This is a genomic window from Roseateles sp. P5_E1 (assembly GCF_054049335.1).
Map to the genome: position 1 here is coordinate 99997 of NZ_JBFUMN010000010.1, position 21151 is coordinate 121147.

Sequence of the window (21151 nt, forward strand, 5' to 3'; positions counted from 1 at the left end):
CAAGGACCAGAGCCGAGATGTTCCGACGACTGCTGCTTGCGCTGATGCTGTTCACGCCGCTGCTGGCCCAGGCGGCCTGCACGCGGCCGTTGCGCGTGCCCTTTGAGGACTGGCGGCCCTATTCCTTCATGGCCGACGGCCATCACACCGGCCTGGAGACCGAGTTGCTGGCCGCCGTGGCCAAGGAGGCCGGCTGCCGCGTCAGCTATGTGCGCGAAGTGCCGCGCAACCGCCGCCTGCCCATGCTGCTCGCGGGGGAACTCGATGTGCTGATCGCTGCGACGCCGCGCTCTGACGCCGCCTGGTACACGCGCGCCTATCGCGACGAGGTGCTGGGCGTGTTCATGCGTGCCGACGAGGCCCGCATGGACGTGCATTCGCTGGATGAACTGCTGCGCGCCAACCTGCGCCTCGTTACCCACCGCGGGCCGGCCCTGGTGCCCATCATCAACGACTTCAAGGCCCATGGCCTGCTGACCTGGTTCGAGGAGTACGCCAAGGGCGTGCAGCTGATGCAGATCGGCCGCGGCGACGTGCTGCTCGGTGACAGCGTCGCCATCGCCTTTGCCGCGCGCGCCGCCGACGTGCCTCTCATCGAGCTGCCCATCCACCTGCTGCGCGACCCCGTCACCTACAAGCTCAGCCGCAGGTCGCTGACCGAGGCCGATCTGCGCGCCTTCAACCAGGCCATCCAACGCCTGGAGTCGCGTGGTGAGCTGCAGCGCATCCGCGCGCGCTGGCTGGGCTCGGTGCCCAGGCGCTAGAGGACGGTGTCCGCCGTGGCTCAGTGGGGACTCAATGCCTGGGCACGACAAGGATCTTGCCGTCGCGCTCGCCGGTCGCGGCAGCAGCGATGGCCTCCTTGATCTGCTCGACGGGATAGGTCGCGTGGATGCGCGCCTTCAGCTGGCCGGTGGCGATCAGCTTGGTCAGCTCGCCATAAAGCGCCATCTGCGCCTCGCGTGACGCAATACGGAACCACTTGGCCAGCCAGAATCCGCGCAGCGTCAGGTCGTTGAAGACAAAGGATTGCGGTGACACGACGCAGGGCTCGCCGCTCATCAGCCCGTAGTTGACGACGGTGCCACCCTCGGCGACGCAGCTTGCCAGCCGGTTGGTCGCCTTGCCGCCGACGGCGTCGATGCCCAGGCGGATCGGCGCGCCCGACACGGCCTCTTTGACGCGCTTGGCCAGGTCGTCGCCATCCACCAGCACCACATCGCCGCCGTCCGCCTTCACGACCGCTGCCGCGCCCTCGCGCCGCACGATGTTGACGGTGCGCAGGCCGCGCAGCTTGGCGAGCTGTGTGAGATAGCCGCCCACGCCCGAGTTGGCGACGTTCTGGATGACCCAGTCGCCGGGCTGCAGCGTGACGAACTCCGACAGCATCAGCGAGGCCGTGGCCGGGTTGACGGTCAGCATGGACAACTGCTGCGCATCGGCGCCAGCGGGCAGGGGCACCAGGCGCTTGGCGTCGGCGACGAGATGGCTGGCCCAGGTGCCGCTGCCGGCGGGCAGCAGAACCGTCTGGCCTGCAGTCAGATGAGTCACACCCTCGCCGACGGCCACGACGCGGCCCACGCCCTCGCTGCCGCCCACAGCCGGCAGCGGCGGCAGGATGCCGTAGCCACCGGTCAGCATCAGCACGTCCGACGGGTTGATGGGTGCGGCCAGCACGGCAACCAGAGCCTGGCCCGCGCCGGGCGCGGGCGGCTCGAAGGGCAGGGCCCCGATGACGTCCTGCGGCACCGGCCCGCGTTGTTCGTATTGCGCCTTGATGCCCTGGATCGTCATGCCGGTCTCCTGCTATTGGATGGAACGGTCGATTCTCAGCCCGCCCGGGGCGTCGTGGCATCGCCGACGCGACAGGGGCTTCAACCTGTCCAGTCCCTGTCAATGCCGGGCCAGGTGGCGCCCGGCTGCGCCAACAGTTGCAGAGGCGATCCAGTGACCGGGTGAACCAGAGTCAGCTCGCGCGCATGCAGCCACAGCCGCTGTGTGCCCAGGAATGCTGCGACAGCTCGATTGAGCGGCCCCTTGCCATGCGTCGCATCGCCGAGGATGGGATGGGCGATGTGCTTCAGATGGCGGCGGATCTGATGGCGGCGGCCTTGCAACGGTTCGGCTTCGAGCAGGGCGACGCGGGTGGTGGGGAAGCGCGGGTCGGTGGCCAGTGCCCACTCGATGCGCTCCAGCACGCGCCAGCGGGTCTGCGCCGCCAGCATCGTCTGCCCGGTGGAGGGCAGCTCGGGGTCGCGGGCCAGCGGGTGATCGATGAGGCCAGCATCTTCCTGCGGCCAGCCACGCGCAAGCGCGAGGTAGCTCTTTTGCATCAGCCCCTGCTCGAACATCGCGCCGAGCAGCGAAGCAACCTCTGTTGACAGCGCAAATAGCAGCACGCCCGAGGTGCCGCGGTCCAGGCGATGCACGGGCCAGACGGTGCGGCCGAGCTGGTCGCGCAGCAGCTGCAGCGCGGCCTCATCCTCGTGGGCCGCGAGCTGGGTCCGGTGCACGAGCAGGCCGGGCGGCTTGTCGATGGCGACCAGGTGCTCGTCCTGATAAAGCAGGGTCAGAGTCAATTTTTAAGGTCGCCGCTCAGTTCACCGTCCAGATAGAACCATGCGCCGTTCTCGCGCACGAAGCGGCTGACTTCATGCAGCCGATGCGCCCGGCCGCCGAGCTTGCTGCGGGCGACGAACTCGACGCTGCCGTGGTCGGCGTCCTGCATCGCGGTGCGCTTCACGTCCAGGCCCAGCCATTTCAGCCCCGGCTCGGGCGCCTCCAGATCGGCAGGCCGCGTGCTCGCATGCCAGCTCGCCAGCAGATAGTCGCGCAAGTCCAGCACGAAGGCCGAGTAGCGCGAGCGCATCAGCGCCTCGGGCGTGGCTGCGGTCAGGCCCTGGCCAGCCGCAAAGGCCTCGTGCAGGGCGCCGCAGCAGTCGGCATAGGCGGCACGGCGACCGCAGGGGCAGGGCATGGAGGTGTCCATGCCGGCACTCTAGCGGCGGTATCAGCGGCCGAGCGGCCGTCGGGAAAAGACTCGATGAGCCTTGACAAAGGCAGGGGCCGGCCGAGCAGATAGCCCTGGCCAAAGGCGCAGCCGCATTGGCCCAGCACTTCGAGCTGGTCTGCGTTCTCGATGCCCTCGGCAATGACCTCCAGCTGCAGGTGCCGGCCGAGGTCGACGATGGTCTGGGCAATGGCGCGGTCACGCTCGCCCGTGGCCAGGTCGCGCACGAAGCTGCGGTCGATCTTCAGCGAGCTGATGGGCAGGCTTTTCAGCATGGCCAGCGACGAATGGCCCATGCCGAAGTCGTCCAGCGAGATCTCGAAGCCGATCTCGCGCAGCTGGTGCATGACGCGCCTGACCTGCTCGGGCTGGCGCATCAGCATGCCCTCGGTGAGCTCCAGCACCACCTGCGAGGCCGGCACTTCGAGCCCGGTCGACATGGCGCCAAGCATCTCGGGCAGGGCGCTGCTCGTGAACTCGGACGCCGCCATGTTGACGTGGACCTTGAGCTTCTGCAGTGCGGTGCCCTTGAGAGAGGCCAGGTCGCGCAGGGCCTGGCCCAGCACCCAGCGGCCGATGTCGACGATGAGATCGCTCTGCTCGGCGATCGGAATGAACACGTCCGGCGGCACCGTTGTGCCATCGGGCTTGTGCCAGCGGATCAGCGCCTCCACGCCATGCAGCGCGCCGGTGGCGATGTCGACGATGGGCTGGTAGACCAGGCGCAACTGCCCGGTCTGCAGCGCCTCGTGCAGCTCGGTCTCGATGGACAGGCGCTGCGCCAGCTTGGCGCGCTGCTGGGCCAGGGTGTCGGGGCTGCTGGTCGAGAAGACATTGCTGCCGTTGCGGCCGTTCTGCTTGACGCGGTACATGGCCGCGTCGGCGCTGCGCAGCAGCTCGGGGCCGGTCTGGCCGTTCTCGGGAAAGCGGCTGACGCCAATGCTGGCGGACACGGTCAGCGCCACACCCTCGTAGCTGATGGGGCGGCTGGCGGCGGCAAGCACGGCATCGGCCAGGGCCGCCAGCGCCTGCTCGTCACCGCTGTCAGGCACCAGCACCGCAAACTCGTCGCCGCCCAGGCGGCCGACGCGGGCCGGCGACGGTGCGAGCGTGCGCAACCGGTTCGCGAACTCCTGCAGCACCGCATTGCCGGCCTCGTGCCCGAAGGCGTCGTTGATGGGCTTGAAACGGTCCAGATCGATGAACATCAGCGCAAAGCGGCGACCCTGTCGGTGGCTCAACGCGCAATGGCGATTCAGCTGGGCGTAAAAGTGGGCGCGGTTGTCCAGCTCGGTCATCTCGTCGATCTGGGCCAGGCGGTGGATGACGGCCTCGGTCTCCAGGCGTTGGGCGGTCTGGGCGATCAGCGCGCCGATGGTGGCCGAGACCTTGGGCAGCTGCGCCTCGGGCTGGCGGGCCAGGCTGCTGTAGAACTCCAGCACGCCGGGGCGGTGGCGTTCGCCGTTGTCCGACACATAGGTGACCGGGAACACATAGCCCGACCACAGCCCGCACATCTGCGCGCTGCCACGGCGCAGGAAGCGCGGGTCGGTGCTCATGTCCTCCACCCACTCGGCGCTGCCCGTGGCCCAGACACGGCCGACCAGGCCCTCGCCGGGCGCCATCTTCAGTGTCGAGCTCACCGCGCTGAATTGTTCGAGCCGGGCGTCGGGTTGGTGCCAGAAGTGCCGGCAATGCAGGCGGCCGCCGCCGTCCTCCATGTTCCAGTAGGCGCCCCATTCCCAGCCGAGGTTGCGGCAGATCAGCTGGATGACGTTGCTGATCGCATCCTCCAGCGTGTGGGTGCCGATCAGGTATTCCGTCAACGCATAGCCCAGGCGCTCGCGCACGGCCGCGTGGGTGAGGGCGGTCACGTCCTGCAGCAGGCCGTGGCGCCAGCGAGGGTGCGCCGGGTCGGGGGGCAGTGGCGTCACGCGCAGCCAGCGCAGGCCACGGGCCAGGCCGATGACGCGGATGTCCAGTGGGTGCTGGGGCTGGGCGCCGGTCCAGAGCCGGATCAATTCCGGCAGATCGTCCTCGACGACATGGCCCAGGCAGACGCCCAGGCCGCTGGCCGAACGGGTCGGCATCTCCAGGTATTCGGCAGCCGTGGGTGACAGATGGGTGACGCCGGTTTGCGGGTCGTACCACCATTGGCCGAAGCCGGCGGCCTGTTCCAGGTGCTGAGGGCAGGCGGCAACGGGTGCGGGAAGTTGTCGCGGCGGCCCGAACTGCGTGGATGCGGCCGGCATGCTGACTTCCCGATTGCTTGTCATGGGCGGTCACAGCGCAAATCGCATGCCAGCACGGGACCGGTCCGGAATGCGCAGAACCGCACAGCGGCGGCGGAGGCCGCGGTCGGGAGCCCCGCAAGTGTGCAACGGCCCGCACAGGGCTGGTGCGAGGCGCTAGAGGGTCAGCTCCCAGCTCTCGCTGATGACGTCCTGGCCAAAGCTGTTCAAGGGCTCGCTGTGCACCAGCCGGTAGCCCTCGGCCGCGTAGATGGCGCGGGCGGCGGTCAATGCGCTCTGCGTCCACAACTCGATGTGCTTGTAGCGGGCGGCGCGGGCGAAGTCGCTGCACTGGCGAACCAGGAGCTTGCCCAGGCCGAGGCCCCGCGCATGGGGCTCCAGCAGCAGCAGGCGCAGCTTGGCGACGCCGGGGCGCGGCTTGCCGGTGGCCCCATCTTGAGATTCATCGCGTGCCTGCACGAGCATCACGCAGCCCAGGCGCTCGGTGCCGCGCGCGGCGATCCAGCAGGCCTCGCGTTGGGGCTGGAAGCGGTCGACGAAGTCGGCGCAGATGCGCGCCACCAGCGCCTCGAAGCGCACGTCCAGGCCGTACTCGGCGGCGTAGAAAGCGCCATGCCGCTCGACGATCCAGCCCAGGTCGCCTGGTTGGGGGGAGCGCAGCTCAACGGCTGCCGTGGCGTCGGGCTCCAGCACGGCCTGGATGCGCGACATCGAGCCCAGCAGCGCGTGGCGTTGTGTTGCCGACAGCGGCGCGAGCATGGCCTGGGCCTTGGCCGTGCCCTCGYGGTCCAGCGGCACGAAGGCGCGCTTGCCGGCGGGGCTGAGCTTGAGCAGCGTCTGGCGGCCGTCGCTGGGATGGGCCTGGCTGGCCAGCAGGCCGCGGTTCTTCAATCCGCGCAGCAGCCGGCTCATATAGCCAGCGTCCAGCTGCAGGCTCTTGCTGAGCGCCGAGGCGCTGATCGGCGCGTGATGCGCCAGTTCCCACATCAGCCGGGCCTCCGGCAGCGTGAAGTCGCTGTCCAGCTTCGGCGCCAGCACGCCGATGCGGCGCGTATAGAAGCGATTGAAGGCGCGGACGTCCAGGGCTTGATCGGCGGTCATGGGCCATCATCTTCAAAATACTTGCTTTTGGCAATCAATTGCCGAGCCGCTACGCTGCGGCCTTCAACGCAGACGGAGACGCGCTTGGGCATCGTGGTGTATTGGCTGGAAGGTGAGGGCGAAGAGGCGACCCCGGTCTGCCAGTTCTTCAGCAGCAAGGAGCTGACCCAGGCCCTGGCCTGGGCCGAGGACCGGCGCAGGGCAGGGCATCGCCACGTCAGCATCTCCACGGAGCTGGACGAGAGCGTGGGACGGCCCGGGGTGTCCTCGGTCGAGGGCGGGCGCACACCGGACGGCGAAGCCTACGAGTGGTCCAAGGCGGGCAGGGCCGGCAAGGTGCGCAAAGGCCGTTGAGACCGGCGCTTGCTGCGCCGTTCAGAACTTGTAGCCGAAGCCCACCGTCAGCAGGTTGTCCGTCTTCTTGGTGCCCGCGGGCACGTGGCCGGTGTAGCGGCTGGACAGGCCGGCGTTGAGCGTCCAGCCGGCGATGATCTGCGTGGCCAGCCCGGCGTCGAAGGTGGCGCGGTTGCCGAGGTCGCCGCCGCCGGGGTAGTAGACGAGGCGCTGCTTCAACGTCGTCGTCTCGCTGACCTTGTGGCTGGACTCTTCGCCGAACAGCACTTGCGCGCCATTGGCCTCGCTGCCGTCCGTCAGGCGGGTGGCGGTGTAGCCGAGACCGCTGAAGACGTCCCAGCTGTTGGCATCGTCCTTCACCAGGTGGTAGCCCGCGCCGCCGTTGAGGCTGTAGCGGTCGCGCACGCCGCCGGCCTTGTTGGTTTCGCCTTCCGCGCCGCCAAAGGAGAACCACTGCGGGCCGAGGTTGAAGTCGTAGCGGCCGCCCAGGCGCAACAGGTCGGCGGTGGTGGTGTCGACGCCCGCGTTCTTGTTGCGGCCGTAGTTGGCGATGCCGTAGAGGCTGAGCTTGTCTTCGGCCGTCGCGACGCTGGCATCCGCATTGGCGGCCAATGTGCGGCTGCTGCTGTTGCCGCTGGCCATTGCGCCGGAGACGCTGAGCCCGCCGTGCCATTTGCCGTCGGGCGTGTCTTGGGCCAGCGTGGCCTGCGAGGCGAGGGTGAGGGCGATGGTGCCGAGGGCGAGAGTGAGACGTGGCATTCCGAAAGTGCTTTAGGGGAAAACCAGAAGTATCCCCAACGACCCCGCACGGTCAGCGGCGGGCGCCGGCCAGGCTGTAACGAGGGGCTTCCCTAGAATGCCGGGATGACTTCTTCCCCTGTCGACGCCGTGGTCGACGCTGCTTCCAGCCCCCTGCTGCGCAACCTCAACCCCGAACAACTCGCCGCAGTGACCGCGGCGCCGGAACCCGCGCTGATCCTGGCCGGTGCCGGCTCGGGCAAGACCCGTGTGCTGACGACCCGCATCGCCTGGCTGCTGCAGACCGGCCAGGTCAGTCCGGGCGGCATCATGGCCGTGACCTTCACGAACAAGGCCGCCAAGGAGATGCTGACGCGTCTCTCGACCATGCTGCCCTTCAATGTGCGTGGCATGTGGATAGGCACCTTCCACGGCCTGTGCAACCGCTTCCTGCGTGCGCACTGGAAGCTGGCCAACCTGCCCCAGGCCTTCCAGATCCTGGACGCCAGCGACACGACCTCGGCCGTGAAGCGCGTCATCAAGGCGATGAAGCTCGACGAAGAGCGCTTTGTGCCCAAGCAGGTCGGCTGGTTCATTGCCGGCCGCAAGGAAGAGGCCCAGCGCCCCGGCGACGTGGAGCAACGTGACGAGCAGACCAAGACCCTCGTCGAGATCTACGCCAACTACGAGGACCAGTGCCAGCGCGAGGGCGTGGTTGACTTCGCCGAGCTGATGCTGCGCAGCTATGAACTGCTGCGCGACAACGCCTCGGTGCGCGAGCACTATCAGCACCGCTTTCGCCACATCCTGGTCGACGAGTTCCAGGACACCAACAAGCTGCAGTACGCCTGGCTGAAGATGTTCGCGCCGCCGGGCTTGGACAACGGCCAGAGCATCCTGGCGGTGGGCGACGACGACCAGAGCATCTATGCCTTTCGCGGTGCCCGCGTCGGCAACATGGCCGATTTCGAACGCGAGTACCGCGTCAGACGAGTCATCAAGCTGGAGCAGAACTACCGCAGCTTCGGCCACATCCTGGACGCCGCCAACGAGCTGATCAGCCGCAACAGCCAGCGCCTGGGCAAGACGCTGCGCACCGACGCCGGCCTGGGCGACCCGATTCGCGTGCAGGAGTCGCCGAGCGACTTCGCCGAGGCGCAGTGGGTCATCGAGGAGATCCAGAGCCTGCACCGCGGCGGCATGGACCGGCAGGAGATTGCCATCCTCTACCGCAGCAACGCGCAGTCGCGGGTCATCGAGTCGGCGCTGTTCAACTCGGGCATCCCTTACCGCGTCTACGGCGGCCTGCGCTTCTTCGAGCGCGCCGAGGTCAAGCATGCGCTGGCTTATCTGCGCCTGTTGGAGAACCCGAGTGACGACACCAGCTTCCTGCGTGTCGTCAACTTCCCGACACGCGGCATCGGCGCCAAGACGCTGGAGAACCTGCAGGACGCCGCCAAGGCCTCAGGCCGCAGCCTCTACCAGAGCGTGGGCGCCATCACCGGCAAGGGCGGCGCCAATCTGGTCGCCTTCACCAACCTGATCGACTCGACGCGCAACCTGACGCAAGGCATGACGCTGCGCGAGATCATCGAGCAGGTGCTGGAGACCTCGGGCCTGCTGGACTTCTACCGCACCGACAAGGACGGCGCCGAGCGGCTGGAGAACCTGGATGAATTGATCAACGCCGCCGAGGCCTTCGTCATGCAGGAGGGCTTCGGCAAGAACGCCGTCGGCCTGCCGGTGGACGAAGTGGCTCCGAGCGTGCAGTCCACGGGCACGCCGGGCTCGGTGCCCGACGCGGAGACGGGCGAGATCATGTCGCCGCTGGTGGCCTTCCTGACGCATGCCTCGCTGGAGGCCGGTGACAACCAGGCCCAGGCCGGCCAAGACGCGGTGCAGCTGATGACSSTGCATTCGGCCAAGGGCCTGGAGTTCGATGCGGTCTTCATCACGGGCCTGGAAGAAGGGCTGTTCCCGCACGAGAACTCGATGTCCGACCATGACGGGTTGGAGGAAGAGCGCCGCCTCATGTACGTGGCCATCACGCGGGCGCGCAAGAAGCTGTCATTGAGCTTCTGCCAGACCCGCATGCTGCACGGACAGACGCGTTATCACATCAAGAGCCGMTTCTTCGACGAGCTGCCCGAGGAGGCGCTGAAGTGGCTGACGCCGCGCAACCAGGGCTTCGGCTCGGGCTTTGCGCGCGAGTACCAGCAGGCCTGGCAGCGGGGCTCGGGGCTCAAGGGCATGGTGGGCGCGGGCAATGTGCCCAATCGTGGAGAAAGGGCCGCTTGGGTGGAGCCGCCTGTGCCGGCCAGCATGAAGCAGAAGGTGTCCGAGGAGCATGGCGGCCTGCGCGTGGGCAAGGGCGTCTTCCACAACAAGTTCGGCGAAGGCGTGCTGCTGACGCTGGAAGGTTCGGGCACGGATGCGCGGGCGCAGGTCAACTTCGGCCGGCATGGCACGAAATGGCTGGCTCTTTCAGTTGCGAAGCTCACCCCGATTGAGTAGGCCCCTCGTCCAGCCGCACCCCGCTGAACGCGGGTGCGGCTGACCGGCCCCCCGAGGGGGCGGCGATGCTCGCGGCATCGAGCCGCGACCACATCGCCAGTGCGGGCCGGCTTGGGAGCGGCCCGGCGCTCGGCCCGAAAGTGTTCAATGCCCCACGATGACCACGTGGGCCTGCATGCGCGAGTCGATGGCGCCGACGCCGAAGCGGTCGGCGATGGCGCGGGCCGCGAGGGCCGTCATCTCGGGCAGGCGGCCCGGCGCGCGCTTCTCGATCTCGGCGCGCAACGGCGTGCCCTGGCAGAAGCCCAGGGCGGGCTGGGAAGGTGACTCCGCGCAGGCGCGCAGCGGCAGCGTGACGAAGTCCGCCTCGTGCTCGAAGCCAGCGTCGCTGAGCTCCTGGCGCAGCGCGTGGATGTCGTGGCAGCCGTGTGGCGCGCGCGCGAGGAAGCGCGGCGGGTCGTCCGGGAAGGCCTGGGCCAGGGCCTGCGTGATCGTCTCGGCCAGCTCATTGCTGTCGAGATGGTCCCAGACGTTGAAGAGGAACACGCCGTCGGCCCTGAGTACGCGGCGGATCTCGGCAAAGGCACGTGGCCGGTCAGCGAAGAGGCTGACGCCGAACTGGCAGGCGACGAGGTCGAAGCTCTCGTCGGCAAAGGGCAACTGCGCCGCATCCGCCAACCGCCACTCGACGGGCCTTTCGGTGCCCCGGGTGGCGGCCATGTCCAGCATGGTGGCGTTGAGTTCGCTGGCCACAATGTCGACGTTGTCGGGCAGCTCGCCGACGAGATGGCGCGTCAGCACGCCGGTGCCTGCAGAGATCTCCAGCAACCGCCCCGGGCGCAACGCAGCTGCCCGCGCGGCCAGGTCCTCGGCATAGGGATCGAAGAGCATGGGCACCAGATAGTGCTCATGGAGTTGGGGGATGGAGCCAGTGAAGCCCCGGTCGGCGAGGTTCATGCGAGTCATTCTGATGGCGGTGCTAGGCTGGCGGCCGGTTTCCTCGCAATTGCTTGCAAAACGCCATGTCTGAACACCGCCCCTCACATGCGCAGCTGGTGGCCTTCCTGAAAGCCGAATTCCCGCAGAACCGCTGCACGCTGGAGGAGGTGGACGAGGACGGCAGCGTCGTCGTCGCCCATCCGGTGGGCGAGCGCGAGCTGCGCCCCGGCAACACGGTGTCGGGCCCGGTCATGATGACCTTGGCCGACGTGGCCCTGTATCTGGGCATCCTGGCGCGCATCGGCATCGTGCCGTTGGCGGTGACGACCAACCTGTCCATCAACTTCCTGCGCAAGCCGCGCGCCGACCGGCGGGTGGTGGCGCGCTGCCGGCTGATGAAGCTGGGCAAGACGCTCGCGGTGGGCGAGGTGTGGATCTTCTCGGAGGGCGAGGACGAGCCGGTGGCTCATGCGACGGGCACCTACGCTATCCCGCGGGAGCGTTGAGAGCGCCGTTTTTGTTGGAAATGCAATGACCGTTTCGCGCGTCAACTTTTCGAGAAGATTTCCGATGGACCAAGCACTTGCAGCGACCGACAAAGGTTGTGTTGTGGCGCAGCTTGCCTGTCTAAGCGGCGCGGGCGGTCTCTCAAGAACGCGTTATGGCGCATTGAACCCATGATCCGTCTCCACCAGCGCATCCTTTACGCCTTGGCAGCGCTTGTTGGGGTACCGCTGTTGGCGCTGGCTTCATACGATCTGTTTGTGTTTCAGCCCTATCGCCCAGACATTGACAAGCTCATTGCACGGGCCAGCAGTTCAGAGAAAACGCCGCCCGAGACGTTGCGAAGAGTGCTCCATGTCAGCTATGAGGATCGCCTTGCTGGGCACGTTGCCAAGCAACTCCTTCTCGAACTAGATGCGGCATCTGCCAGCGAGAACAAGATTGGCTGGCACGCGACCAACGTGCTGTGGTGGTTGCTCTCCGAGGTTCACCTGTCAGAGGCTCAACGCACGACCCTGTTCCTGTCGCTCTCCTACATGGGCAACGACCAGCGCGGATTCGAGCGAGCGTCCCCAAGCATTGTTGGCGTCCCATTGGCTGAAGTCTCGGTTGACCAAGCTGCCACGCTTGTCACCGTCGGCAAGTCTCCGACAAGCTACTTGGCAAACCGGGAGAGATTGGCGCAGAGCGCGGGTCGCCTTGCCGAGCGAGCCAAGGATGCGCCATAACCAATCGCTCAACCCGACTCACGTCGGCAAGCCGCCGCTCGCGGCTCAGCTTCAACGTTCGGCGCCCGCTTGCTGGAGTTGACCGGCGTTGTCGCCCTGGGGCATACCCGCTTCTGGCCAGCAACTGCCGCCCACCACCTTCAGCGACCACGGAAGCCGCGCTGAAGCGCTCCACGGCACGCCGCTTGCCCCTTTTCTTTCAAGCGCGCGACTTCCGTACGCCGAAAGGAATGCAATGCAGGTGCAAATCGAGACCGACAACCACGTAGAGGGCCGTGAGAAGCTGATCGAGCATGTCGAGGGCGTGATCCGCGGCGCGGTCGACCACTACAAGGGCCAGGTGACGCATGTGGAGGCACATCTGGGCGACATGAACAGCGGTGAGAAATCGGGCCCCGACGACATGCGTTGCCTGCTGGAGGCGCGCGTGGTGGGGCTGAAAAACATCGCGGTCAAGCACCAGGCCGAAAGCATGCACCAGGCCATCGAGGGCGCGGCCGACAAGTTGACGAGGGCCCTCGAATCGGCGCTGGGCAAGCAGCAGGACCGCCAGCGGCGCCATGCGGGCACCGGTGAGCTGAGTGCCGACGTGGCCCGCGAGTTCGGCGAGGGCGTGCAGCCTGCGGCCGAGCCATGGTGATGCGATAGGCGCCGGGCGAAATGACCCACGAGAAAGGGCTGCTCACGCAGCCCTTCGGTCACACGCCGGCAATCAGCCGATCTTGGCCAGTTTGACGCTCGTGGCCGCTCCGGTCAGATAGCCCACCTGGGCACCGAAGCGATCCTTGTAGTTGGCGCGCACCAGCGGGTCCAGCGTGGCCTTGACGACGTTATGCAGCGGCACGCCCCAGTCGCCGGGGTGCTGGAAGTTGCTGGTGATGTAGGTCCAGCCGTTGAGGTCGTCCACAACGCCCAGGCCGGTGGCCTCGGCGCCCGAGGGCATGGACACGAGGCGGGTCAGCGTCTTGGTGTCGACGTTGTAGGCCCAGACGAAGTTGTTGACGTGGTAGCTGCTGTCCTCGCCGATGAAGAGGGTGCGCAGCTTCTCCGAGAACTTCAGGTTGTCGGGCGCGCCGATCTTGTCGGGATTGGCGAGGTTGCCCAGCGCATCCGCCGTGGCGAGGTCTTCGCCGATGAGCAGGGTCTTGGTCAGTGACGGCACCCAGTCGCTGGTGATGGCACCGCCTGCCGTGTCCTTCTGGCCCGTGCTCAGCGTGTGGGCCAGCACGCCGCCGGCGTTCAGGGCCTTGTCGAGGGTGATGTTGGCGGCCTCGTTCCAGGCTGCGTTGCCGCGCACCATGGAGCTCTGCATGTTCTGCAGCGCCGAGTAGGCGATCTTGTCCTTGGCGTTGACGGTCGTGCCCTCCATCTTGGTGAAGGCCATCGAGCCGCCCTTGAGCGCGGCGTAGCGGTGGGTTTCGAGGAAGGCGGCGGCCTTGTCCATGCCGGCCTTCACGCGCACCCACTGCACCTTGCCGCCGAGCCAGATCTTGGTGAAGCTGGCATCCAGCGGGTCGGTGGTGGCCACGTCCATGATGTCGGTGGCCTTGAGCGTGTCGGCCAGGGCCTTGATCTCCGCGCTGGTGGCCGAGCCGAGCTTGATCCAGCTGATGGGCGCGCCGGCGGCGGCCGTGTCCAGAGAGAAGCCGGCGCCGAACTTGGCCACAAACAGCGAGCCGGCGGAGAGGTCCTTCTCCTTGTCGGCCACGAACATGAAGAAGCCGCCATTGGTCGCGTCGTCGCCCATGATGGCGGTGCGGTTGTCGGGCATGACCTGGATCAGCTCATGCGAGATACGGCCAAGACAGTAGTGCTTCTTGATGGTGCCGCTGCCGTCGGGGTTGACGGTGACCTCCGGCAGGTGGCCGTAGTGGTAGGGGTTGGCCTGGGTCTCGCTGCCGAACAGGTTCTTGCTGTAGGCCTTGAACTGGGCGTTGCTGGYGATCGTGAAGGCGTCGGGCTCGTACTCCTCGCTGGACAGGTGCGTGCCCCAGGGCGACAAGCTGGCGCCGCAGGTGATCCACAGGCCCATTGCCGGTGCGGTGTCGACGTTGTGGTATTTCACGAGCGACAGCTTGCCTGTGGCCGGGTCCTGGTCCAGCGTCAGCACGGCGATGGGCGAGGGCAGCTTGCCGTACATGTCGGTCTTGCCGTCCTGCGCCCAGGTCGTGTATTCGAACTGCACGACGGCGAAGACGGCGTTGCCCTTGATGCCGGCAACGCTGGCGTTGTCGAGCTTGAGCAGCGAGGTGCCGTCGGGCGAATCGCTGAAGAACTGGCGGTTCTTGTCGGCCACCGTCGTGTCGATGATGGGCTTGCCGGCGAAGTCGACATAGCCGCCCGCCAGCAGGGTTCCGCCCTTGCCGTCCGGCACCAGGTCGCCGGTCGTGAAGAAGGGGGCATACGACAGCGAGAAGCCCTGGGTGCTGTCGTCGCTGAACTTGACCATCAGCGTCGAGTTGACGAGGGTCTTGGCCATGTCGGCCGGGGTGGCGAGGCTGGGGGCGGCCATCGCGACGAAGCTGGCGGACGCGAAGCTGGGAGCGGGCGTGTTGTTGTCATCGCTGCCACCGCCGCAGCCGGTCAACAGGCCGGCGACAGCGGTTCCACCGAGGGGGAGCATCAGGGGAACGCCCATGTACTTCAGGGCGTGGCGACGATTCAGGGTCTGGGACATGTTGGCGGCTGCTGTTCAGGGACTGCACAGCCAGGCCCGCACACGCCGTGCGCCGGCCTGGCACGAGCCGCGCAATGTAGGGAGCTTGCATGTCGGCCGCGTGAAAACGCGGCCGACCCAGCGAGGGGTCAGCCCTTCGAGTCGTCGAGCAGGTTCGGCGGCGCGCCGAACATGAAGCAGTCGACAAAGCTGAAGTACAGCGAGGCGTAGAACACCGCCGCCAGCACCAGGAAGCAGGCCACCGAGGCCACCGGCGCGAACTGCAGCAGGCCGAGCAGGCCGAAGACCACGCTGATGACGCCGCTGCAGGCAAACATCAGCGCCGCCCACAGCAGGGCGTTCAGCGCGAAAGCGCCCTTGTTGCGCCACAGCGCCAGCGTGCTGGAGAACAGCGACTGGGCGGCGCTCTGCCCACCCCAATGCACCAGGGCCGGTGCATGCCAGTAGGGGATCGACAGTGCGGTCATGCCGACCGCGCGGACCATGAAGCCCCAGATCAGCCGCGGGTCGGCCGCGATGGCGGCGATCGCGTCGGCGTTCGCGTCGCGCTTCATCAACTCCATCAGCTCGTGGGTGACCTCGCCGTCGATCTGGTCGGCCAGCAGCAGGATCAGCAGCATGACCAGCGCAAAGCCCGCGCACAGCACGAACTGGTGGCGGCGCCGTTCAGGCGTCAGCCGGAAGGGAGCGATAAAGACGTCCACATGGGGCATCTTGCGCTGCAGCGCCAGATGCGTGGCCAGCATGAAGCCCAGCGAACAGACCGGAATGGCCATCAGGCCCAGCATGGGGCCGACGAAGGGCAGCGCGCTCAGCAGCATGGAAACCAGCAGCGCCAGGCCGAGCAGGCCCGAGAAGGCCAGTGGCTGGCGCCTGAAGATCTTGAAACCATGGCGTATCCAGAGCCGCCCGTTGCCGGCCGGCACCTGCTGCAAGTGCAGTTGCATCGTCATTCGCCGACCCCGCCGTGCAGTGCGTGCCAGGGCTTGGCGATGCGCTCGCGCAGCACGCGCTCGAAGTGGCGTGGGTCGTGGGCCTTGAGCAGCGAGGCCTCACGCGGCAAGTGAAGGTCAAAGAGGCGCGACACCCAGAAGCGCAGTGCCGCCGCGCGCAGCAGGGCCGGCAGCAGGCGATGCTCGGCGCCGGACAACGGCCGCTCGCTCTCGTAGGCGGCGACGAACACGGCGGCGCGCTCCTCGATGAGGCGGCCGTCGGTCAGGTCGATGCACCAGTCGTTCAGGCAGACGGCGAGGTCGAACAGCCAGGTGTCGACGCCGGCGAAGTAGAAGTCGAAGAAGCCCGTCAGGCGCTCGCGGCCGGGGCCTTCGCCGGGCTCGAACATGACGTTGTCGCGGAACAGGTCGGCGTGGATGGGGCCGCGCGCGAGCTGGGCATAGTCCTGCGACGCGGCGAGCTGTTCCTGGTAGGCCAGCTCGCTTTGCAGCAGCTCGGCTTCGGGGCCGCTCAGAAAAGGCAGGAGCTGCGGCACCACCTCGCGCCACCAGGCCAGGCCGCGCAGATTGGGCTGGTGGAGCGGGAAATCCTGGGCCGCCAGATGCATGCGCGCCAGCGTGGCACCCACCTGGCTGCAATGGAAGGCGTCGGGTGCCAGCTGGTGGCCGCCATGCAGGCGGTCGACGATGGCCGCGGGCTTGCCCGCCACCTCGAAGAGGATCTCGCCGGCGGCGTCCGCGTGCGGTTCAGGGACCGGCACGCCGCGCTGGGCCAGGTGCTGCATCAGGCGCAGGTAGAAGGGCAGTTGCTCGGCCGTCAGGCGCTCGAACAGCGTCAGGACATAGTGGCCACCTTGATTGGCATCCTGGCAATCGACGAAGTAGTTCGTGTTCTCGATGCCCGCGCCGATGCCGCGCAGCGAGCTGAGTTGCCCGAGGGCGAGATGGTCTAGCAGGGCTTGCGCCTGCGCCGGGCTGACTTCGGTGAAAACGGCCATGGGTCCAGAAAGCGACCCCGAGGGCCGCTTGCGATCAGAATTTGAGAACTCGCCAGACCCGCGCGCCCGAGCCGCTCTTGGGCATGCCCGTGCCCGTGCCGCCGGCCGATTCGCGGCCGGCGTCGTTGACGACGATTTCGTAGTCCGGGGCCTTGGTCAGCTTGTTCTTGACCGTGACCTTCTTGGCCTCGCCGCGCACCTTCAGCTCCTCGATGCGGACCTGGTCGTCCTCGGCCACGGTGCGCTCGACCTTGGGTTCTGGCGGCGGGTCAGCGAGGGCGCCGCCACACAGGGCAGCGAGCAGCAGGGGTACGGCAAGGCGCAACATGCTGCCGATTCTAGGTGGCGGGCTGCCGGACAATCCGTCGCCATGAGTAAACCCATCCTGCTGCTKGTCGACGGCTCCAGCTATCTGTATCGCGCCTTCCATGCCATGCCCGACCTGCGCGGCCCCGAGGGCCAGCCCACCGGGGCGGTGCGTGGCATGGTGGCCATGCTGAAAAAACTGCAGAGCGACATCGGCGCGGCCCACGCCGTCTGCGTGTTCGATGCGCCGGGCAAGACCTTCCGCGACGACTGGTATCCCGAATACAAGGCCCAACGCTCGCCCATGCCGCCTGAGCTGCGCGCGCAGATCGAGCCCATCCACGAGGTCGTCAAGCTGCTGGGCTGGCCCACGCTGACGGTGCCGAACGTGGAGGCCGACGACGTCATCGGCACGCTGTGCTGCATTGCGGCCCAGGAGGGCCATCGCGTCATCGTGTCGACCGGCGACAAGGACCTGGCCCAGTTGGTCAACGCCGACGTCGAGCTCATCAACACGATGAGCAACGAGAGGCTGGACGAGGCCGGCGTGCTGGAGAAGTTCGGCGTGCCGCCCAATCGCATCATCGACTACCTGACGCTGATGGGCGACACCGTGGACAACGTGCCTGGCGTGACCGGCGTCGGCCCCAAGACCGCGGCGAAGTGGGTGTCCGAATACGGCTCGCTGGACGGCGTCATCGCCGCTGCGCCCACGGTCAAGGGCAAGGCCGGCGAGAACCTGCGCGCCGCGCTGGACTGGCTGCCCATGGGTCGCAAGCTGGTCACCGTGAAGCTGGATTGCGAGCTCGCCGAGCATGTGCCGGGCTGGCCCAAGCTGGAGGAGCTGGCTTTCCGCGAGCCGGACAAGGCGCGTTTGGGCGAGTTCTACGTGCGCAACGGCTTCAAGGCCTGGCTGGAGGAACTGACCGGCACCGCGGTGGTGGCCAAGCCCAAGGCGGCACCGGTGGCCAACCCGGGCCTGTTCGACGAACCGGAACCGCCCGCCGGCGCGGCCGAGGTTGCCCGCCAGTACGAAACCATCCTGAGTTTCGAGCAGCTGGAAGCCTGGCTCATCCGCCTGCACGCCGCGCCGCTGTGCGCGCTGGACACCGAGACCGATTCGTTGGACCCGATGGCCGCCCGCATCGTCGGCATCTCCTTCGCCGACAAGCCCGGCGAGGCGGCCTACATCCCGCTGGCCCACGGCGGCCCGGACGCGCCCGAGCAACTGCCACTGGACGCCGTGCTGGCGCGGCTCAAGCCCTGGCTGGAGGACGCATCGGCCAAGAAGATCGGCCAGAACCTGAAGTACGACCGTCATGTGTTGCTCAACCATGGCATCGCGCTTGCGGGCGTGCAGCACGACACGCTGCTGCAGAGCTATGTACTGGAGGCCCACAAGACCCACAACCTGGAAGCGCTCGCCGAGCGCCACCTGGGCCGCAAGGGCCTGAGCTACGAGGACCTGTGCGGCAAGGGCGCGCACCAGATCCCGTTCGCGCAGGTCGATGTGGCCAAGGCCACGACCTACTCGGGTGAGGATTCCGAGATGTGCCTGCATCTGCACAGCGTGCTGTGGCCGCAGATCGAGGCCGACGCTGGCATGACGCACATCTACCGCGACATCGAAATGCCCACGGCCGACCTGCTGGCCCGCGTCGAGCGCAATGGCGTGCTGATCGACTCCGAACGGCTGAAGCTGCAAAGCCATGAGATCGGCCAACGCCTGGTGCTGCTGGAGCAGCAGTGCTACGAGATCGCCGGCCAGCCCTTCAACATCGGCTCACCGAAGCAGATCGGCGACATCCTGTTCACCAAGCTGGGCCTGCCGGTCGTGAAGAAGACCGCCACCGGCGCGCCATCCACCGACGAAGAGGTATTGACCGAACTCGCCGCCGACTTCCCGCTGCCGGCCAAGATCCTGGAATACCGCGGCCTGTCCAAGCTCAAGAGCACCTACACCGACAAGCTGCCGCTGCAGATCAACGCCCACACCGGCCGCGTGCACACCAACTATGCGCAGGCCGTGGCCGTGACCGGGCGGCTGTCCAGCAACGAGCCCAATCTGCAGAACATTCCCATCCGCACGGCGGAAGGCCGGCGCGTGCGCGAGGCCTTCGTTGCGCCCGTGGGCTACAGCATCGTCAGCGCCGACTATTCGCAGATCGAGTTGCGCATCATGGCCCACATCAGCGAGGACCCGGGGCTGCTGCGCGCCTTCCAGGAAGGGCAGGACGTGCACAAGGCGACGGCCAGCGAGGTGTTCGGCGTCGCGCTGGGCGACGTATCCAGTGAGCAGCGCCGCTACGCCAAGACCATCAACTTCGGTCTCATCTACGGCATGGGCGCCTTCGGCCTGGCCTCGGCGCTGGGCATCGAGCAGAAAGCGGCCAAGGACTACATCGAGCGCTATTTCACCCGCTTTGCCGGCGTCAAGAAGTACATGGACGAGACCAAGGCGAGCGCAGCCGAACTCGGCTATGTGTCGACGCTGTTCGGCCGGCGCATCTACCTGCCCGAGATCCGCGGCGGCAATGGCCCGCGCCGCGCCGGTGCCGAGCGCCAGGCCATCAACGCGCCCATGCAGGGCACGGCGGCCGACCTGATCAAGCTGGCCATGCTGGCCGTGCAGGCGGAACTGGACAGTGCCGGCAAGCAGTCCAGGATCATCATGCAGGTGCACGACGAACTGGTTTTCGAGGTGCCCGAGGTCGAACTGGACTGGATGCGCACCGAGGTGCCACGCCTGATGGCCGGCGTGGCCGAGTTCAAGGTGCCGCTGCTGGCCGAGGTGGGTGTTGGCGCGAACTGGGAAGAAGCGCACTGATTTTCGGCCTCCCGCAATCCCCTAAATTTCCTATTTTCCCCAAAATAGGCAAAATGCGGCCATGCCAGTCGGGAGCCTCATCATGTCTGCAGTCCTCGAACAAGCCCTGGCCGACCAGCTGCCCAGCGTGTCGGCCACCCAGCTCGTGGCGGGTATCCAGAAAGTCGGCCGCACGGTCGYGGCCCATGGCGCGGTGCTGATCACCAAGCATGACCAGCCCGCCTTCGTGCTGATGTCGGTCGAGCGCTACCGCGAAATGCAGCGTGCCGCCGAGCCCGATCTGGGTGCATTAGGCGGCGAGTTCGACGCGATGCTGGCGCGCATGCAGGACCAGGGCGAAGCGCTGGCCGATGCCTTCGCGATGACRCCCGAGGCCATCGGCGCCGTGGCCGTGAAGGCCGCCAAGCCGCGCAAACCCGTTCGCAAGGCCGCCTGAATGAGACGGCCCCTCGCCCAGTTTGGCCTCGCTGGACGCGGGCCAACCTGGTCGGTCCCCCGCGGGGACGGCGATGCTTGCCGGATTGACCGGCAAGCACATCGCCTGACGGGCCGGCTTGGGAGCGGCCCGGCGCTCGGCCCGGTGCCTGTGTCCGGAACGGACTGCTGAATTGCCGGCACGCCTCTACGTGCTCGCCGGCGTCAATGGCGCTGGCAAGAGTTCCCTCGGCGGCGCGGCCATCCAGGCCAGCGGGGCCGAGTTCTTCAATCCCGACATCGCCGCCGCGCGCTTGCGTGAGCAGCAGCCCAGCCTGTCCGCCGAACAGGCCAACGGCCTGGCGTGGACGCTGGGCCGACGCGGCCTGGAGAAGGCGCTGGCCGAAAGCCTGACCTACGCCTTCGAGACGACGCTGGGCGGCACCAGCATGACCCAGTTGCTGCTGGACGGCGCACGGGGTGGTGCCCAGGTGCATGTCTGGTACGCCGGCCTTGCCACGCCTGAACTGCACCTGCGCCGCATCCAGGCACGCGTGGCCGCGGGTGGGCACGACATTCCCGAGGCCAAGGTGCGCGAGCGCTTTGACGCCAGCCGCGGCAATCTCGTCAAGCTGATGCCTCACCTGGCCAGCCTGCGCCTTTATGACAACAGCTTCGAGGCCGACCCGCGCGCCGGCCGCCGGCCCCAGCCCGTGCTGCTGTTGCAGATGCAGTTGGGCCGGGTCGTTGCCCATGCACCGCTGCGCAGCGTGCCCGCCTGGGCCAAACCCCTGCTCGCCGCGGCCCTGCGTTGAATATCATGCCGCCGCGGTTCA

Annotated in this window: 20 protein-coding genes; 9 read left to right on the forward strand and 11 right to left on the reverse strand. The window is 67.4% G+C overall.

Annotation, left to right across the window (positions count from 1 at the left end; translation table 11 throughout):
• Positions 1–17: 17 nt before the first annotated feature.
• The gene (locus ACXJKJ_RS11930) at positions 18–764 is read left to right on the forward strand and encodes a substrate-binding periplasmic protein (RefSeq protein ID WP_457390253.1); all 747 of its coding nucleotides are present in this window, start codon (positions 18–20) and stop codon (positions 762–764) included.
• A 31-nt stretch (positions 765–795) separates the two neighbouring features.
• On the opposite strand, the gene ACXJKJ_RS11935 is transcribed toward ACXJKJ_RS11930, so the two are convergent.
• The 5 genes from ACXJKJ_RS11935 to ACXJKJ_RS11955 form a co-directional block, all read right to left on the reverse strand.
• Entirely contained in the window at positions 796–1794 is a 999-nt protein-coding gene (locus ACXJKJ_RS11935; RefSeq protein ID WP_457390254.1) for a zinc-dependent alcohol dehydrogenase family protein, read from the reverse strand.
• A gap of 80 nt (positions 1795–1874) precedes the next feature.
• The gene (locus tag ACXJKJ_RS11940) at positions 1875–2579 is read right to left on the reverse strand and encodes a pseudouridine synthase (protein WP_457390255.1); all 705 of its coding nucleotides are present in this window, start codon (positions 2577–2579) and stop codon (positions 1875–1877) included.
• Entirely contained in the window at positions 2576–2989 is a 414-nt protein-coding gene (locus ACXJKJ_RS11945; RefSeq protein WP_457390256.1) for a YchJ family protein, read from the reverse strand. The genes ACXJKJ_RS11940 and ACXJKJ_RS11945 overlap by 4 nt, the downstream gene beginning before the upstream one ends.
• A complete protein-coding gene (locus ACXJKJ_RS11950; RefSeq protein WP_457390257.1) occupies positions 2893–5262 on the reverse strand; it encodes a putative bifunctional diguanylate cyclase/phosphodiesterase in 2370 nt (789 codons plus the stop codon). The genes ACXJKJ_RS11945 and ACXJKJ_RS11950 overlap by 97 nt, the downstream gene beginning before the upstream one ends.
• Positions 5263–5418: 156 nt before the next feature.
• The gene (locus ACXJKJ_RS11955) at positions 5419–6363 is read right to left on the reverse strand and encodes a bifunctional helix-turn-helix transcriptional regulator/GNAT family N-acetyltransferase (RefSeq protein WP_457390258.1); all 945 of its coding nucleotides are present in this window, start codon (positions 6361–6363) and stop codon (positions 5419–5421) included.
• A gap of 93 nt (positions 6364–6456) precedes the next feature.
• Here ACXJKJ_RS11955 and ACXJKJ_RS11960 point away from each other — a divergent pair, with 93 nt between their 5' ends.
• A complete protein-coding gene (locus tag ACXJKJ_RS11960) occupies positions 6457–6717 on the forward strand; it encodes a hypothetical protein (protein WP_369820586.1) in 261 nt (86 codons plus the stop codon).
• Positions 6718–6738: 21 nt separating this feature from the next.
• Here ACXJKJ_RS11960 and ACXJKJ_RS11965 read toward each other — a convergent pair whose 3' ends face one another.
• Complete coding sequence (locus tag ACXJKJ_RS11965) at positions 6739–7476, reverse strand: DUF481 domain-containing protein (protein ID WP_457390259.1); 738 nt, start codon at positions 7474–7476, stop codon at positions 6739–6741.
• A 105-nt stretch (positions 7477–7581) separates the two neighbouring features.
• Between ACXJKJ_RS11965 and ACXJKJ_RS11970 the strand changes: the two genes are divergently transcribed.
• A complete protein-coding gene (locus tag ACXJKJ_RS11970; RefSeq protein WP_457390260.1) occupies positions 7582–9969 on the forward strand; it encodes a UvrD-helicase domain-containing protein in 2388 nt (795 codons plus the stop codon).
• 144 nt (positions 9970–10113) lie between these two features.
• Here the strand turns inward: ACXJKJ_RS11970 and ACXJKJ_RS11975 are convergent, their stop codons facing one another.
• Entirely contained in the window at positions 10114–10926 is an 813-nt protein-coding gene (locus tag ACXJKJ_RS11975; protein WP_457326250.1) for a class I SAM-dependent methyltransferase, read from the reverse strand.
• Positions 10927–10991: 65 nt separating this feature from the next.
• Between ACXJKJ_RS11975 and ACXJKJ_RS11980 the strand changes: the two genes are divergently transcribed.
• The 3 genes from ACXJKJ_RS11980 (at position 10992) to ACXJKJ_RS11990 (ending at position 12780) form a co-directional block, all read left to right on the forward strand.
• Entirely contained in the window at positions 10992–11414 is a 423-nt protein-coding gene (locus ACXJKJ_RS11980) for a PaaI family thioesterase (protein ID WP_457390261.1), read from the forward strand.
• A gap of 171 nt (positions 11415–11585) precedes the next feature.
• On the forward strand, positions 11586–12140 hold the full coding sequence (locus ACXJKJ_RS11985) for a hypothetical protein (RefSeq protein WP_457349509.1): 555 nt from the start codon (positions 11586–11588) through the stop codon (positions 12138–12140).
• 235 nt (positions 12141–12375) lie between these two features.
• Positions 12376–12780, forward strand: coding sequence for an HPF/RaiA family ribosome-associated protein (locus ACXJKJ_RS11990; protein WP_056198479.1), 405 nt, complete (start codon positions 12376–12378; stop codon positions 12778–12780).
• A 72-nt stretch (positions 12781–12852) separates the two neighbouring features.
• Here the strand turns inward: ACXJKJ_RS11990 and ACXJKJ_RS11995 are convergent, their stop codons facing one another.
• The 4 genes from ACXJKJ_RS11995 to ACXJKJ_RS12010 form a co-directional block, all read right to left on the reverse strand.
• Positions 12853–14817 (reverse strand): PhoX family protein, encoded by a 1965-nt coding sequence (locus tag ACXJKJ_RS11995; RefSeq protein WP_457390262.1) that lies wholly within the window; start codon positions 14815–14817, stop codon positions 12853–12855.
• A gap of 128 nt (positions 14818–14945) precedes the next feature.
• Complete coding sequence (locus ACXJKJ_RS12000) at positions 14946–15764, reverse strand: BPSS1780 family membrane protein (RefSeq protein WP_056198476.1); 819 nt, start codon at positions 15762–15764, stop codon at positions 14946–14948.
• Between the two features lie 2 nt (positions 15765–15766).
• Positions 15767–16768: a homoserine kinase gene (locus ACXJKJ_RS12005; RefSeq protein ID WP_457325232.1), complete on the reverse strand. Its 1002-nt coding sequence runs from the start codon at positions 16766–16768 to the stop codon at positions 15767–15769.
• Between the two features lie 34 nt (positions 16769–16802).
• Positions 16803–17096: a hypothetical protein gene (locus tag ACXJKJ_RS12010; protein WP_056198468.1), complete on the reverse strand. Its 294-nt coding sequence runs from the start codon at positions 17094–17096 to the stop codon at positions 16803–16805.
• A 42-nt stretch (positions 17097–17138) separates the two neighbouring features.
• Between ACXJKJ_RS12010 and polA the strand changes: the two genes are divergently transcribed.
• The 3 genes from polA to ACXJKJ_RS12025 all read left to right on the forward strand — a co-directional run bounded on the left by polA (position 17139) and on the right by ACXJKJ_RS12025 (position 21130).
• On the forward strand, positions 17139–19901 hold the full coding sequence (polA, locus tag ACXJKJ_RS12015; protein ID WP_457390263.1) for a DNA polymerase I: 2763 nt from the start codon (positions 17139–17141) through the stop codon (positions 19899–19901).
• Positions 19902–19983: 82 nt separating this feature from the next.
• Positions 19984–20337, forward strand: a complete 354-nt coding sequence (locus tag ACXJKJ_RS12020) for a type II toxin-antitoxin system prevent-host-death family antitoxin (RefSeq protein ID WP_457390264.1) — start codon at positions 19984–19986, stop codon at positions 20335–20337.
• A 172-nt stretch (positions 20338–20509) separates the two neighbouring features.
• Positions 20510–21130 (forward strand): AAA family ATPase, encoded by a 621-nt coding sequence (locus ACXJKJ_RS12025; protein ID WP_200955293.1) that lies wholly within the window; start codon positions 20510–20512, stop codon positions 21128–21130.
• Positions 21131–21151: the final 21 nt, after the last annotated feature.

Coding starts and splice junctions, on each gene's coding strand:
- ACXJKJ_RS11930 (WP_457390253.1), top strand. CDS start 18: ATGTTCCGACGACTGCTGCTTGCGCTGATGCTGTTCACGCCGCTGCTG.
- ACXJKJ_RS11935 (WP_457390254.1), bottom strand. CDS start 1,794: ATGACGATCCAGGGCATCAAGGCGCAATACGAACAACGCGGGCCGGTG.
- ACXJKJ_RS11945 (WP_457390256.1), bottom strand. CDS start 2,989: ATGGACACCTCCATGCCCTGCCCCTGCGGTCGCCGTGCCGCCTATGCC.
- ACXJKJ_RS11950 (WP_457390257.1), bottom strand. CDS start 5,262: ATGCCGGCCGCATCCACGCAGTTCGGGCCGCCGCGACAACTTCCCGCA.
- ACXJKJ_RS11965 (WP_457390259.1), bottom strand. CDS start 7,476: ATGCCACGTCTCACTCTCGCCCTCGGCACCATCGCCCTCACCCTCGCC.
- ACXJKJ_RS11975 (WP_457326250.1), bottom strand. CDS start 10,926: ATGAACCTCGCCGACCGGGGCTTCACTGGCTCCATCCCCCAACTCCAT.
- ACXJKJ_RS11980 (WP_457390261.1), top strand. CDS start 10,992: ATGTCTGAACACCGCCCCTCACATGCGCAGCTGGTGGCCTTCCTGAAA.
- ACXJKJ_RS11985 (WP_457349509.1), top strand. CDS start 11,586: ATGATCCGTCTCCACCAGCGCATCCTTTACGCCTTGGCAGCGCTTGTT.
- ACXJKJ_RS11990 (WP_056198479.1), top strand. CDS start 12,376: ATGCAGGTGCAAATCGAGACCGACAACCACGTAGAGGGCCGTGAGAAG.
- ACXJKJ_RS12000 (WP_056198476.1), bottom strand. CDS start 15,764: ATGCAACTGCACTTGCAGCAGGTGCCGGCCGGCAACGGGCGGCTCTGG.
- ACXJKJ_RS12005 (WP_457325232.1), bottom strand. CDS start 16,768: ATGGCCGTTTTCACCGAAGTCAGCCCGGCGCAGGCGCAAGCCCTGCTA.
- ACXJKJ_RS12010 (WP_056198468.1), bottom strand. CDS start 17,096: ATGTTGCGCCTTGCCGTACCCCTGCTGCTCGCTGCCCTGTGTGGCGGC.